The 14,520-nt window shown below is 62.9% G+C and carries 11 protein-coding genes; 8 read left to right on the forward strand and 3 right to left on the reverse strand.

Annotated elements, in window-relative coordinates; genetic code table 11:
* Positions 1 to 432: FAD-dependent oxidoreductase (locus tag ABF757_RS06440; protein ID WP_415481431.1), on the reverse strand; the 432-nt coding region annotated here is incomplete at its 3' end.
* Positions 429 to 1,859: an NAD(P)/FAD-dependent oxidoreductase gene (locus tag ABF757_RS06445; RefSeq protein ID WP_415481433.1), complete on the reverse strand. Its 1,431-nt coding sequence runs from the start codon at positions 1,857 to 1,859 to the stop codon at positions 429 to 431. The genes ABF757_RS06440 and ABF757_RS06445, both read right to left, overlap by 4 nt.
* 274 nt (positions 1,860 to 2,133) lie before the next feature.
* Between ABF757_RS06445 and ABF757_RS06450 the strand changes: the two genes are divergently transcribed.
* The 6 genes from ABF757_RS06450 to ABF757_RS06475 all read left to right on the forward strand — a co-directional run bounded on the left by ABF757_RS06450 (position 2,134) and on the right by ABF757_RS06475 (position 7,296).
* Positions 2,134 to 2,913, forward strand: a complete 780-nt coding sequence (locus ABF757_RS06450; protein WP_415481434.1) for a DeoR/GlpR family DNA-binding transcription regulator — start codon at positions 2,134 to 2,136, stop codon at positions 2,911 to 2,913.
* Positions 2,914 to 2,949: 36 nt separating this feature from the next.
* On the forward strand, positions 2,950 to 3,591 hold the full coding sequence (aat, locus tag ABF757_RS06455; protein WP_415481435.1) for a leucyl/phenylalanyl-tRNA--protein transferase: 642 nt from the start codon (positions 2,950 to 2,952) through the stop codon (positions 3,589 to 3,591).
* A 77-nt stretch (positions 3,592 to 3,668) separates the two neighbouring features.
* A complete protein-coding gene (locus tag ABF757_RS06460; protein ID WP_415481436.1) occupies positions 3,669 to 4,463 on the forward strand; it encodes a hypothetical protein in 795 nt (264 codons plus the stop codon).
* On the forward strand, positions 4,460 to 5,164 hold the full coding sequence (locus tag ABF757_RS06465) for a hypothetical protein (protein WP_415481437.1): 705 nt from the start codon (positions 4,460 to 4,462) through the stop codon (positions 5,162 to 5,164). The genes ABF757_RS06460 and ABF757_RS06465 overlap by 4 nt, the downstream gene beginning before the upstream one ends.
* A gap of 43 nt (positions 5,165 to 5,207) precedes the next feature.
* Complete coding sequence (locus ABF757_RS06470; protein ID WP_415481439.1) at positions 5,208 to 5,948, forward strand: hypothetical protein; 741 nt, start codon at positions 5,208 to 5,210, stop codon at positions 5,946 to 5,948.
* Positions 5,949 to 6,054: 106 nt separating this feature from the next.
* Positions 6,055 to 7,296, forward strand: a complete 1,242-nt coding sequence (locus ABF757_RS06475; protein WP_415481440.1) for an ATP-grasp domain-containing protein — start codon at positions 6,055 to 6,057, stop codon at positions 7,294 to 7,296.
* A 45-nt stretch (positions 7,297 to 7,341) separates the two neighbouring features.
* On the opposite strand, the gene ABF757_RS06480 is transcribed toward ABF757_RS06475, so the two are convergent.
* Positions 7,342 to 10,689, reverse strand: coding sequence for an AsmA-like C-terminal region-containing protein (locus ABF757_RS06480; RefSeq protein WP_415481441.1), 3,348 nt, complete (start codon positions 10,687 to 10,689; stop codon positions 7,342 to 7,344).
* A 54-nt stretch (positions 10,690 to 10,743) separates the two neighbouring features.
* On the opposite strand from ABF757_RS06480, the gene ABF757_RS06485 reads away from it, so the two are divergent.
* Positions 10,744 to 13,821 (forward strand): bifunctional [glutamine synthetase] adenylyltransferase/[glutamine synthetase]-adenylyl-L-tyrosine phosphorylase, encoded by a 3,078-nt coding sequence (locus ABF757_RS06485; RefSeq protein WP_415481442.1) that lies wholly within the window; start codon positions 10,744 to 10,746, stop codon positions 13,819 to 13,821.
* A 56-nt stretch (positions 13,822 to 13,877) separates the two neighbouring features.
* Complete coding sequence (bcp, locus tag ABF757_RS06490; RefSeq protein WP_415481443.1) at positions 13,878 to 14,366, forward strand: thioredoxin-dependent thiol peroxidase; 489 nt, start codon at positions 13,878 to 13,880, stop codon at positions 14,364 to 14,366.
* Positions 14,367 to 14,520: the final 154 nt, after the last annotated feature.

Genomic DNA, 14,520 nt, shown 5'->3' on the forward strand with positions numbered 1-14,520 from the left:
CCCCGCCGTCCCCGCGCCGGGGGAGACCCCCCCGGGGGGCGGGGGGCGGGGCCGCGGGCGGGCCGGGGGCGCCCCCCCCCCCGCGCCGGTCATGACCAGCACCCGGCGGGCATGAAGGGTTTGCGTGCCATGGGCAGAGACCACCTGCACCACCCCATGAGGCTGTATGGCGGTAACGGCATGGCCGGTGCGGATATCCAGTCCGGCCTTGTGCGCGGCGCGTTCAAGCCTGCGGCCATAGGCCGCGCCAAAATAGACGCGCCCGAATTCTCTCATACCAAAGGGCGAATGCGCACAGTGGCGGGTGGCCCCGCCCAGATAGGCTTCGCGTTCAAGCAGCACGACACGGGGCACGCCCTGTTTACGCAGCGCCAGACCGGCTGCCACACCCGAAGGCCCGCCCCCGATAATAATGACATCGGCGGTGGTCATGCTGTTTCTCCCTGCGGGCGGGATGCACAGGCCTCGGTAAAGCAGCCCTGCGTCATTTCGGCTACGCGAGCACCGCAGTAAAAGCCCTGACAGCGGCCCATGCCTGCGCGGGTTCGGCGCTTGAAGCCGCCGGGGTCTCCGGGCGGGAGGGGGCTTGCCAGTGCGGCTTCGATTTCCCGGCGGGTGACACGCTCGCAATGGCAGATGATTTCGCCATGCTCGGGGCGTTGCCAGTCGCGCTCTTCGGTTTCCGTCAGGTTGGGCACACGCACTGCGGGAATGGTGGCGGGGGGTGTCAGCTCCGTGCCGAACTGCTCGTAAAGGCGCAGGGCATGCGCCGCCAGCCCAAGTGCCGCACTCAGCCCGGTGGAGCGGATACCGCCAAGGGTAATGGCCCGGTGGCCGGGGGCGTTGTACACCCGGTAGGCTTTCTGTTCCGTAGCGGGGCGCAGCCCGGCATAGGTGGCGCTAACAGGCATGTTCCTGAGCACGGGCAGCAGTTCCGCCCCACGGTGCAGCAGGGCTTCAAGGGTGGACGTTTCCAGACTGGCGCGCGTGCGGTCTTGCTGTTCTTCCGCCGTGGGGCCGATCAGCACATTGCCGAAGGCCGTAGGGCAGATGACAATCCCTTTGGTAATGGCAGTGGGCACGGGCAGGATGATGCGCGGCACATGGCTGAACGCCGCCTTGTCCAGCACCACGAACTGCCCTTTTCGGGGGCGGATTTCAAAGCGCTCGGGCAGTTCCAGGCAGCGGTCAACCCTGTCGCCATACAGTCCGGCGCAGTTGATAACGGCCCCGGCATGCAGGGTGCCGGTGCTGGTTTGCAGGGTCCATGTTCCGTCAAACGTGCCGTGCAGCAGTTCTGTGGCACGCAGAACGGTCGCCCCCAGCGCTATCGCCTGTGTGACATAGGCCAGCGGGGCGGACCATGGATCGATAACGTGTTCACCTTCCACCTCAAGGGCCGCCACCAGTCGGTTGGACAGCGCGGGCACCAGTGTCCGGGCCTGACTGGCGGAGAGCGGGCGCACGGCCTGCACGCTATTGGCATGGGCCTGACGTTCTATGCCGTGCAGGCTTTCATGCTCATCCGCATTCCATGCGCAGACAAGCGCGCCAGTATGCACCAGAGAAAGCCCCAGCTCCTTGTGGATGGAGAGATATTCCTCACGTCCCGCGCGCACGAGTTCGAGTTCAAGACTATCGGGCGGGGCATCAAAGCCGGTGTGCAGAATGGCGCTGTTGGCTTTGGATGCGCCACTGAGAATATCCGTGCCTTTTTCGACCAACACCACCCGTGCGCCCGCCAGCGCAAAGCGCCGTGCCGTGGCGCAGCCGACAACACCCGCGCCGATAATGGCGACATCGTAAAAACCGTCGTGACGGGTATTGCGTTGGGCATCGTGGGGGTGGGTATTGGACACGTGCATTTACCATTCGACCATATCAATGACCGAACGGTAAGTGCTTGTTTGCACAAACGTCAAGACATTTTGCTATCGAACTGGTTTGTGTTGCCGGGAATATAGATTTTTCGGCTGGTTTTTCAGCCTTTCTTGTTGTCCTCCCTTTTTCTGGAGTGCGGGCAATTTATGCCCGTTCGGTCATTTTTCGGGCATTGACAGCAGCAGGGGCGGGGCGGACAATCCGGACTGTTAAAGCGTGCAGTGTTCATGAACAGCAGTAGCGGGAGCCTTTGTGAAACCAGCAGACCGGCATAACCGGATCGTAAAACTCGTGCAGCAGCACCATGAAATCAGCGTGGAGGTGCTGGCCACCCAGCTTGCCGTCTCGCGCGAGACAATCCGGCGCGACCTGAGCGCGCTGGACGGGCAGGGCCGGTTGCGCAAGGTGCATGGCGGTGCCCGGCCCGGCATGGCCCCCGCCCAGCTTGTGCCCCAGACAGAAGGCCCCTTTGCCCTGCGTATGGCGGACCATGCCGAGGCCAAGCGCCGTATTGCGGCACGGGCGGCAACGCTGTTTGAAGCGGGAGATTCCGTTTTTATCGATACGGGCACCACAACGCTTGCCCTCGCCCATGCGCTGGCAGAGGCCCCCTCACTGGTTATCATCACCAATTCGTGGCGCATTGCCTCCATTGTCTCGACCAATGCCGAGCATAGGGTGTTTTTGCTGGGCGGGGCCTGCAACCCGGATGCGGGAGAGACACTCGGCCCGCTGGTGCTTGAGCAGATCAGGCGTTTTCATGCGCGGCATGTTTTTCTGACCATCGGGGCCATGGATACGCGCACCATTATGGATTTTGATGCGCAGGAGGCCGAAGTCGCTCAGGCCATGATAGAGCGGGCCGAACTGGTGACGGTTCTGGCCGATTCCTCCAAATTGGCCAGGCGGGGTATTTTTGATGTAGCGCCCTTGAGCCGGGTTGATCGGCTTGTTACGGATCGTCCGCCCCCGCCGGATGTGGCGGCTGCGCTGGACAGGGCAGGGGCCGAGGTCATGATAGACCAGCCCTGAACAGGGCGGATCAAGGCGGAAAGGAACAGGCGGCCCATGTCCGCAGAACTCACGCCCGAGCTGATGCTGGGGGCTTATGCCGCCGGGTATTTCCCCATGGCGGATGAGGATGAACCCGAAAGCCTGAACTGGTACGACCCGGACCCACGGGGTATTCTGCCGCTCAACGGTTTTCATCTGCCCCGCCGCCTGCGCCGCACGGTTCTGTCCGGGCGGTTTGCGGTGACTGTGAATACGGATTTTCCTGCCGTCATGCGTGGCTGCGCGGCTCCTGCGCCGGGGCGCGAAACCACGTGGATCAACACGCCTATCACCCGTATTTTCTGTGCTCTGCACGATATGGGGTTTGCCCATAGCGTGGAGTGCCGGCTTGATGGCGTTCTGGTGGGCGGGTTGTATGGCGTGGCCCTTGGCGGGGCATTTTTTGGCGAGAGCATGTTCAGCACCGCCACCGATGCCTCCAAGGTGGCGCTGGTGCATCTTGTCGCCCGGTTGCGGCTTTGCGGCTTTATTCTGCTGGATACCCAGTTTGGCACCAGCCATCTTACCCGGTTTGGGGGAGAGGAAATTCCGGCCTCGGATTACAAGGCTATTCTGGCCCGTGCGGTGGACATGCAGCCCCGCTGGCGCGATGACCTTGATACGGACATGATTGAGAACGAGATACGCCATTTCTGACCCGCTTGCATGACAGGCGGTGTGAGTGAAGGCGCAAGACCGGGCTACGGCGCGGACAGGGGAGTAAAGCCACCATCATGAACAGGATTTTTGTACGCCCGGCAGGGCAGGTGGAGGGCCGTGTGCGCCACATTGGCCTGTCAGGCATGATACTGCTGGCCGCCACGCTGGCGGCATGGCTGCCTATGGCCGGGCCTGCGCTTGCCGCCGGGCAGGAGACAGCCGACCATCCCCCCCTGACCCCCCAGCGTGACGCCGCGATTACCTATCGCTTCGAACCCCGCCCCACGGAGCAGGACCTGCGTGAAAGCGGCCAGCCCCGGCAGCCCGTGCAGGCACGCTATGTGCAGGTGCTCTATGCCGGAGATGGCGGGTTGCTGCGGATCAATTATCTCACGGGCGATGCCGATAGCGCGCCGCGTGGCGCGGTTATTATCAACCGGGCGGCGCAGGAGGTGCTGGTGGTGCTCGATGCCGGGCGTGTCTATACCCGGCTGACCGAGCGCGAGAGTGTTCGCAACCCGTTTCTGCTTGATCTGTCCATGCAGTTTACCCGTGCGGGAACATCCAGTGTGGCCGGGCAGCCCTGCACGCTCTGGCAGGCCTATTCCGCTCAGGGTGGTGCGCGCGCCTGCGTGACGGATGAGGGGCTGATCCTCAGTCAGGAAGGAGTGGATGTCGATGGGCTGAACGGCAGCTTGCAAGCCGTGCGTGTTTCCTATGCGCCTGTACCGTCCAGCGCGTTCCAGCCTCCTGCGGGTTTTCAGGAAGTGCAGGCCCGGCATGAAGGGGGTGCCGATGGTTCTGGCCGGGGGCCGCTGAGCGGTGCGCCCGCCAGTTCCGAACATAACAGTGCGGGAGATCACCCATGATCCTGCGCCGGGCTAAAGGATTGATACAGCCAGTCGGGCAGGTTCGCCGCATGTGTGCGGGCCCTGTTTTCATGCTCGCGGCCATGGCCTGTGGGAGCCTGATCGGTGCGGGAACGGCACGGGCGCAAGTGGTCCCGACTACCCCCGTAACCCAGCCTGCAACCCAGCCGGGTGCGCCTGCCGCGCCGTCAGAGGCACCGTATGTGACCCCTGCGGTGGATACGGATGTGACCTATGTGCTGACACCTCCGCAGGATGGAGTGGCTCCGGCCCGCCAGCGGATGCGCTGGCAGGTTGCCGGGCTACAGCAGCGCCTCGACCCCGAAGGGGACAGCGTTTACATGGTCACCACGTGGAAAAACCGCACCCTGAGCGTGGTGGATGAAAGCCGCAAGCGTGTCAGCACCATGCCGATGCCCGGCCAGCAGGATCTGACGCTGCCGGGCCAGCACCCGGCCTCGGGCGCGTATACGCGGCTTGGTCAGTCCGTTGTGGCGGGGGAGACCTGTGAGGTCTGGCGCACTGTCGATACGGAGGGGCATGAAGGTGATGCCTGCTATACCCCTGATGGCATATTGCTGCAGGTCGTGCAGCAGGGGCATATCACCGTGCGGGCCATCAGTGTCAGCCGCGCAGCCCAGCCGGATCGTATTTTCGAGGTTCCGGCAGGGTTTGTCGTGCAGGCTCCGGCACATCCCTGAAAAGGGTGGTGCACGGCCGGAGGCAGCAAGGGGGGGGCAAGGCATGAGCAGAGGTAAATCATTGCGCCGCCGTAGCACGGCACTGCTGCTGTCCATGCCGTTTTTCCTGTTTGGCGTGAGCGTGCAGGGGCACGCGCAAAACAGAGGCAGTGCCGAGATTGGAGGCGCTGAAGGTTCGGGTGTGACGCTCTGCCTTGCCGTGACGGCTTTGGCGGATATGCGGGCTATCGTGGTGGTGCCCTCCGGCACGGTGTTCGCTGCGCAGGCCCCGATACGAAGCAAAAAGCCCCATGGCGCTGTTGTGGCCATAACTCAGGCGCTGGTCACGACCGAAACCGTTACCCTCATGGCGACCCAACCGTGTTCGGGGGCGGATGCCGCAGGCGTGGTTTCCGCCACGCGGGGGTGGCACGGGCCCGTAGCGCTCTCTGGTGGGCGGGGGCAGGTGTTCCACCCCGCAGGCCGTATCAGCGGCAACGGACTGGACACAGGCTGGCTTGACGCGGATGCCCCCCTGAGGGCGCTCGTGCGGGCTGGCGGTCTGTCCGCCACGGTGCGTGGTCGGTTGCCGCAGGATGTGCGCTTGCTGGAAAGTGCGGCCGATCAGGATGCGGCCGACAAGGAGGCACAGGCCCGCCTGTCTGCCCAGCCGGGTGAAAGTGGGCCCTCGTCTGACACGGGGCAGGCTGGAGATGCGGGTAATCCTGTAGCCGGTCTTTTGCCGGATATGTCGGAAGGGGCGATCGCGGCGGATGATCTCCCCAGCCAGCGCCACGGCCACTGAAAGCCCGCAGGGTCTTTTGCGCAGGGCAGGGTGTACCTGTGGTCAGGCCCTGTTGTTCCGTGTTAGTTTTTTCCTTGGTTTTTTAAAATGATGGTGGCTTTTCGCTATGTTCGAGCCTGACACGATCCTCCGTTCTGCTGGTAGCGCTCCCGTGCTGTTCGACAGCGACGAACTGGCGTCACCGCCGCCTGTCATGGGGCTTGCCCCGCTGTTCCGTGCCGCTCTGGCCCGTGAGGATATTACCGGCTTTGCTCCTGAGCTGATCGCCCGGTATGAGCGCGATGATGATGTCTATGCCCTGCTGGACCTCGCCTTGATCCAGCAGCTCTGCTTTCAGCGGGCCGAAGGGCTGGAAACGCTGGGCGTGGCTCTGGCTCGCCAGCAGGTGTTCCGCGTTGCACAGGGGGAGCCGGGCTCTGTGCGCCTTCTGGTGGTTAAGACACCGGGTGATTTTACCGCCAATGTGCCGTTCGAATGTATTCTCGAACATGCGGGCATTACGATTGATGTGCTGTATGTCGGGCCGGGTCTGTCATGGCCCGCGCGCCTGCCAGACCATGACCTGTTGTTCGTGGCGATTGGTGAGGCCGATACGCACCGTGAAACACTGGCGCAGCTTGGCCGCTATCTGGAAAACTGGCCTCGCCCGGTTCTTAACCCGCCCGGGCGTATTCCCGCCCTGTCCCGCGCGGAGGCATTTGAGGTGCTGCGCGGCGCGCCGGGGCTGTGCATGGCCACCACATGGCGGGCGGACCGCGCAACTCTGGAGCAGACCCGCCCCGGCGATATCGCCTTTCCCATTATCCTGCGGCCGCAGGGTGGGCATGGGGGCATTAATCTGAGCAAAATCGAAGGGGTTGCGGATATCGCGGCCTATCTGGAAAAGGTGGAGGGGAATGAGTTTTTCGCTGCCAATTTCATCAACTATGCTTCGCCGGACGGGCTGTTCCGTAAATACCGCGTGGTGCAGATCGACGGAAAACCCTTCCTGGCCCATATGGGGATCTCACAGCACTGGATGGTGCATTACCCCTATCCTGAAATGAAGGAATACCCCGAGCGTCGGGCAGAAGAAGCCGCCGCCATGGCGGGGTTTGATGAAGGTTTTGCCCGCCGACATGCCGCTGCTCTATCGGCTATTCATGAGCGTTTCGGTCTGGATTATGTGGGTTTTGACTGCGCTGAAACCCAGCAGGGCGAACTGCTGGTGTTTGAACTGTCCAATGCGCTGGTCATTCATGATGCGGATGATCAGGCCCTGTTTCCCTACAAAAGCCCGCAGATGCGCCATATTTTTGCAGCGTTCCGCGACATGCTGTACCGCAAGGCAAACCTAGCAGCACGGTAAGAGCGTGCCAGTGCAGGCGGGTGTGTAAGGCCCGCCTGTACCGGCTTAGAACATGCGGCGGAACAGGCCGGGCAGTAGTAGAGAATAAGGGTTGAAATGCAGGCTGGGGTCATCCAGCTTGCCCGCTACGCCAAAGGTTACGGCCAGCAGCCCGCCGTCTTTTTCCGGGCTGAACAGCTTGCCAATACCCGGTAGCTTGCCCGGCATGGTGTTGACCGCAAAAATAGGCACCACGGTGCCATGCAGGTCGATGCTGTTGTTATCAAGGTCCACCGTGCCTTCGAGTGTGGCGCCCAGCGCCGTATTGCCGGTGCTGCCGTCATGGATGGTCAGCACGCCGTCCTGAAACGTGACGGGCATGGTCATGTGGTTGATCTGGAAATTGGCCGTATCCTGTGCGGCCAGCCAGCCATAGAGCGAGATATTGCGCGCAACCCGCAGGGCTGTTGGTGCCTTGGTCAGGGTAAAGGGTGTGACATCGATCTGGCCTGAAAACGGCGCGCTGGGGTGGCTGTCGTCAAATGTGCCGGTCAGGGTGGCATGCCCGCCCTTGATATCGGGCAGGATGCCGAACGCCGCCATGAAAGCCCCCATATCGGGAATACTGACATGGAGCGCGCGTTTGCTGGCCTGTGGGGTCAGCTTCATGGTGATAGGGGTTGGGCCCTGCACGGCAAAGCGCATGGCTTCCAGCCTGCTGCCGTTATCCTCGAAATAGGCATCGACATCATGCAGGGGGGCACGTGTGGTGGAATACCACAGGGTGCGCGCCTTGAGGTTGATGGCCCATGCCCGTCCGGGGCTGCCATGCAGGCGGCCCGTGGCGGCCTCGGGAACATGGTAGCCCGTTTCTTTGGTGGCTTGGGCCTGTTTTTTGACCTCGGCCGGATCTCCGCTGACCAGAGGGGCAAGGTCGAGCGTATTGGCATCGACACCCACATGGATCATCGGGTCTTTTGGGCCGGGCAGCGAGAGCCGTGCCCGACCGCTCGACCGCGCGATTTTGAAAGAGGAAATCACCAGTTCGGGGGGAAGTTGCGGGCGGATCACGGCCTGACCTTTCAGGTCAAGGTCAGGGCCGGTAGCCATAATCTGATCCACACCGGTAATTCGGCCTGCCTGCAGGCTCAGGCTGGCTTTCACCTGTGCGGGTCGCCCGGCGGCTTTGTGCCAGAGCGGAATACGCACCCGCGCGCGCTCCATGTCCAGCGCGACATCGACCGTGCCATGCCGGTCGCCAGTCTGTTTATAGGTCACGTCCAGATCCGCACTGCCCGCAAAATGATCCGCCGGGTCGTATCCGGCGGCGGTAATGGTTGCGGGGGTCAGGCGCGAGGTCAGATGTGCGCTTTCAAGCAGGTCATTGGGTGCTACACGCCGGAAGTCGGTAAAGAACGAGAGGGTGGAGGGCAGGCCGCCGACTACGCCCTCGCCCGACAGGTTCAGGCCATCCGCCGTGGCATCCAGCCCGAAACGACCCTGCGTGATGGAGCGCCCGGCCACAGCGTTGCCAAGGGAGACAGAACTCAGCTCAGCATGGGTGGAAATGGCCATTTCATCAATCGTAACCTGATCGATCAGGGGCAGGGTCAGGCTCAGGTCGAGCGTGGCTGCGCCGCGCGGGTTGGTGATGTCCATCGGATGTTTGGAGAGCAGGTGCAGGCGTGGCTCGGCCAGAAGAGCCAGAACATCTTCCAGCCTGCCTTCCAGTTTGGAGCGGATGACACCAGTCTGGATCGGGTCGCTCAACCCGCTGATAACCATGCTGCCCGGCCCGGCCTTGATCCGGCCCGTGCCGCCAAGTCCTACGTGTTTGTCTGCCCTGTCCACAAGCTGATAGCCGCCATCGAAGCTGATGGTCAGGCTGTTCAGGTCATGGATTTCAAGCCGGGCATTCATGGCATGCAGGGGGGAAATGGGGCGCAACCAGTGCACATCCAGCCCTGTGCCATCCAGACTGCCATCAATGCCCGATACGTCCAGACTGTTCCAGCCTGCATCCCCCTTGAGGGTCAGGCTGGTTTTCAGGTTGGTGGCAGTACCCACGGGAATATTGGTGCTGACCCATTTCTTGCCCCCGGGTGCGGCCTGTGTGGGCCAGTACTGGCCCAGATCGGCAAATGCCACATGGGGAATGCTGGTATCGACCTGCCCGGTAATCTGTTTCGGGTTTGTCAGGTCCGAAGCGCTCAGCCAGCCGCTGGCATGGGCTTCGATTGCGCGGGTGGGGTCTTGTGGGGCCTGAGGGTTGTTCAGGAACAGGCTGGCATCGCGCAGGGTCAGGCGGGCCGGTATCTCATGAATGAGCGTGGGTGCGCCTGACAGGCCGTGTGTTTTCGGTGGCGCGGTTTGTAGTGCCAGCCCGAGATCGAGCGAGCCGTGATCCAGCACGAAGGGCGATCCCGCGGCCATGGCATGGCCCGCGCCAAGGTTGGCCTGAATGTCGAGCGAGGTCGGCACCAGCCAGTCAGAAATGCCGGGGGCAAGCCGCAGGTGCCCGTCCAGCGTTACGGGAATGTCGATAGCGCAGAGGGTCGGGTCGGGGGTGGCGAACAGGGCAGGGGCCAGTGCGGCGGGGTTGATCCCTTCAAGCCGGGCATTCCAGATCACGGTGGGGGTGGTATCGCCGGGAGATGGTGCACCAACGACCTCACTGCGGGCGTTGAAGGTCAGCCGGGTCGGGGGCGTGTGGTTGTCTGGCGTGTTGTTTGTCGCGGCAAGGCTGAAGGCCAGCGCGCCGGTCAGTCCGGCATAATGCCCCACGCGCTGCGCGTTCAGGTCCAGATGCAGGGGGGAGAGCGTCCACAGCGTGTTCGCCTGCATGTCGTTCATGGTGATGGCGAGGTCATCTACCTGCACATGGTCGAGCATGCGCAGATCAGAGTCCACGCCGTTCGGCTTGCCATGAGCCTGTGACATGTCGATATCCAGCCCGATTGCGCCATCATGCGCGCGGCGGAGTGCTAGTTTCCCGCCCTTGAGGCTGGCAGTGCGCAACCCGATACCGCCATGAACCAGCACCAGCGGGTCCAGCGTCGCGCTTGCCGTGTTGATATGGGCTACTTCATGCCCGTCTGCCGCCAGTAGGCGCGCATCGTTCAGGCTCAGGGTAACCGGGGTGGCGCGGCCCTGCGTCAAAACCGGCCATGACAGGATGGCCGCTCCCATATCCAGCCGGGCAACAGGCTTGTGGCTGAGCGGATCACGGATGAGTGTAAACGGCAGGAAATGCCGGGCCAGTGGGGCGATATCAAGCGGTGCGAAGGCAACCCGCGCCAGTAGAGCCGCCACGCACAAGGGTGGCAGCAGCAGGCATATACAGGCCACGGCCACAATACGGCGTACGGTTTTGGAGCGTTTTGGCGTGGCTGTCTCTTGACCGGGGGTAATCAACGCAGCAAGCCTTTACGGGTTACGGTACGGGTAGGGTTCACAACAGGCCTTTTCATGACACAGGCAGAACAGTTTCTTTTTCGCGATGTCAGGCAACTGCGTGGGCAGAGCCTGCGGACATGGCCCGGTGCGGACTGGCCGCGCCCGGCTAACCCGGCAGCGGCACAGGCTTTTTCCGAGGACATGCACGCCCTCGCCATACAGGCGGGCCTGCCGGTGCACAGTCTTGAGCAACCGGGCGCTGTGGCGCTGCTGGCCTGTCTGGGAGGGAACAGCCCGTATCTGTCTGACCTCGCGCGCGAGGATGTGGGTGCGTTCATTGCCCTGCTGGAGCAGGGGCCTGAACGCTGCGCGGAAGAGGCCTTTGCCGCCTGCGAAATGTTTGACACCACATTGGGGCGGGAAGATGTCGCGGCTTTTCTGCGAAAGGCCAAAAAACACGTAGCGTTTCTGTGCGCCGTGGCTGATCTGGGCGGGTTCTGGTCGCTTGAGGAGGTTACTGCCACCCTGAGCCGTCTGGCCGAGACCACGCTCGATCTGGCAATCAGGCACCTGCTGTGGAGCGCGCATCAGGCCGGGCAGATCGTGCTGCCTCATCCCGAGCGGCCAACACAGGGCTGCGGGCTGGTGGTGCTGGCCATGGGCAAGCTGGGCGCGCGGGAACTCAATTTCTCATCCGACATCGACCTTGTGGTCCTTTATGATCCCGCAGTGTACAGTCAGCCCGACACGGCACGGCGTGTCTTTGTGCGTATGACTAGCGATCTTGTTAGCCTGATGGAAGCGCGCGATGCGAATGGCTACGTTTTCCGTACGGACTTGCGCCTGAGGCCGGACCCGTCTTCTACCCCTCCGGCGGTTACGGTTCAGTCGGCCATTCTGTATTACGAAAGTCTGGGCCAGACATGGGAGCGGGCCGCCATGATAAAGGCCCGCCCCGTAGCGGGCGACATGACGGCGGGGCGGCGGTTTATGGCGGCTATCCGCCCCTTTATCTGGCGGCGGCATCTCGATTTCACGCTGATAGACGACATCCATGACATGAAGGCCCGTATCGACCGCTACCGCAAGGCGGGCCGCACTGATCTGGCGCAACTCCCTGATGCGGTTCTGGCAGACCCGGATGCCAGCCGTGCATGGCTGCTGGGTCATAATGTCAAGCTTGGGCAGGGTGGTATCCGCGAGATCGAGTTTATTGCACAGGCTATCCAGCTTGTGTGGGGTGGGCGTGAGCCAGCCCTGCGTGAGCGCACAACTTTCGGCGCGCTGAAAAAACTCGTCGGTTCAGGCAGGCTCCCGCGTGAGGAGGCTGAAATTCTCGCGCGCACCTATCGCTTCCTGCGCGATGCCGAACACCGCCTGCAAATGCGTGCCGACCAGCAAACCCATAGCCTGCCCGATACGGAGGAAGGGTTCGAGGCGTTTGCCGTATTCATGAACTACCCCGATGGTGAGGCTCTGGCGCTGGACATGCTGCCGCGCATGCGTGAGGCACGGCGGATTTTTGAGCGGCATTTTGTTATCCAACCTCCTGAGCAGGGTGGCGAGGCCGGGAGTGTGCTGGTGCCCGTGCCGGAGGAAGGAGCTGCCGAGAGCAGCCAGATGGCCGAACTGCTGGCGCGGCATGGTTTTCCTGAATCCGAAATTGCCGATGCCTCTCAGGTGCTGGCGCGCTGGAGCGGCAATCGCCTGCGGGCCTTGCGCTCAGAGCGCGCGCATGCGCTCCTGCGCGCACAGCTTTCATCCTTTCTTGCCAGTTTTGGCAAGCGTAGCAGCCCGCTGGCCTGTCTGCGGCGGTTCGATGCCCTGCTGACCCGCCAGCATGCCGGTGTGCAGTTGCTGAGCCTGTTCGAGCGTAACCCCGAACTGATCGACCGGATTGCCAGTATTTTCGATGCTTCGGCTTTTCTGGCGGATCATCTGGCAGATACGCCCTCTGCGCTGGAAGGCCTGCTGGATTCAGACCCGGAGGAAAATCGCGGCGTCGTGGACAGGTTGCTGCATCTGGCGGAAGAGGCCGAAGATGTGGAAGGGCTTCTGTCCGTCCTGCGGCCATTGCTGCGGGGCGAGGAGTTCCGCCTGTCCGTAGCCCTGCTGGAAGGGCGGCTGAGCGAGGATGCCGCCGAACACGCCAGAACCCTGCTGGCCGATACGATCATGATCGTGCTGCGCAAGGCGGTGGAGCGTGAACATATCCGGCGTTATGGGCGCGTGCCCGGCGGGGGCATGGCGGTTGTGGCTTTGGGCAAGGCTGGGTCGCGCGAAATGATGCCCGGCTCCGACCTTGACCTGCTGATGGTCTATAACCACCCGCCAGACAGTCAGGCCAGCGTGGTGCCTGCCCGTGCGCCGGGCGGGGCGCGGTCTCTGGCTGTGGGGGCGTATTATACGCGACTGGCCCATACCTTTATCGCAGCGCTTACAGCTCCCGGCCCGGAAGGCCCGCTTTACGCGGTGGATATGCGGCTGCGTCCGTCCGGCGCTGCGGGGCCGGTGGCGGTCTCGCGGGATGCGTTCTTGCGCTACCATGCCGAAACCGCATGGACATGGGAAAGCATGGCGCTAACCCGGGCGCGCATTGTCTCGGCCCCTGTGGCGCTGGGGCGTGTGCTGCGGGCGGACCTTGCGCGTATTCTCGATGGGTCCATCCGGCCAGAGCGGGTGGCACGCGCCACTTTGCTGGCCGATGCTAACACCATGCGCGCCCGTCTGGCGCGGGAGTTGCCGCCAACATCGGTGTGGGATGTCAAGCGTCGGGCTGGCGGGCTGATGGAAGTGGAGTTCATTGCCCAAATCCTGCAGCTTTGCGCAGGCCGAGCGGCAGCACGCAGCACAGAAACCCGTCTGGCGCTGGGGCGTCTGGTAAGGGTGGGGGAACTGAGTGCGCAGGATGGCGCGGTGCTGATCGAGGCGGAAAGTTTCTGGCGGCGGCTACAGGCTTTGCTGCGCCTGCTTTGCGGGCCTGTGCCGCCTCAGGATCTGGAAAAAGACCTTGCCCCTACCGCACTGGCTGTATTGCTCAGGGGAATGGGTAAGCCAGACCTTGCCGCCCTGATCGAAAAATCCAGCCTGTTGGCACGGGCGGTGCAGCAGAGTTTCGGGCGGCTTGTTGGCCCGTCCGAGGGGGAATGACCCCTCAGGGCCAGACAATGCCAGAACGAAAAACCACAATAACGGGAGAGCAGGTTATGAGCACGACAACAGCAGCAGGGGCAGGCCCCGGTGTGGGCGATCAGGCACCCGCTTTCAGCATGGAGGCCAGTGGCGGCCGCACGGTCGCTCTGGCGGATATGAAGGGCAAAGCCTTTGTTCTGTATTTCTACCCCAAGGCGGACACCCCCGGCTGCACCAAGGAAGCCTGCGGCTTTAACGAGACGCTGGCGGCATTTGAGGCGGCAGGGATAACGATTATCGGCGTCTCGCGCGATCCGGTTAAAAAGCTCGATGCGTTTGCCGAGAAATACGGCCTCACCTTCCCTCTGGCTTCCGATGCCGATGGCAGCGTAACCGAGGCATACGGCGTGTGGGTGGAAAAAACGCTGTATGGCAAAACCCATATGGGGATCGAGCGCAGCACTTACCTGATCGATGCACAGGGCAAGGTTGCCGCCGTGTGGCGCAAGGTCAAAGTGGATGGCCATGTGGATGCGGTGATGGAAAAAGCCCGCAGCCTGTAAAAACAAAACCCCGCGTTCAGGCCCCGCAGGAGCGGGGGAGAACGCGGGGGCTAAGGCTACAGCCCTTACCAACCGCCGTAATAGCCTCCACCCTGAGGGTAGTAGTAATAGGCCGGGGGCGGAGGGGCTACCGGTACCGCTGGCACCATATACA

Source organism: Acetobacter papayae, from assembly GCF_047721125.1.
GTDB lineage: Bacteria > Pseudomonadota > Alphaproteobacteria > Acetobacterales > Acetobacteraceae > Acetobacter > Acetobacter papayae.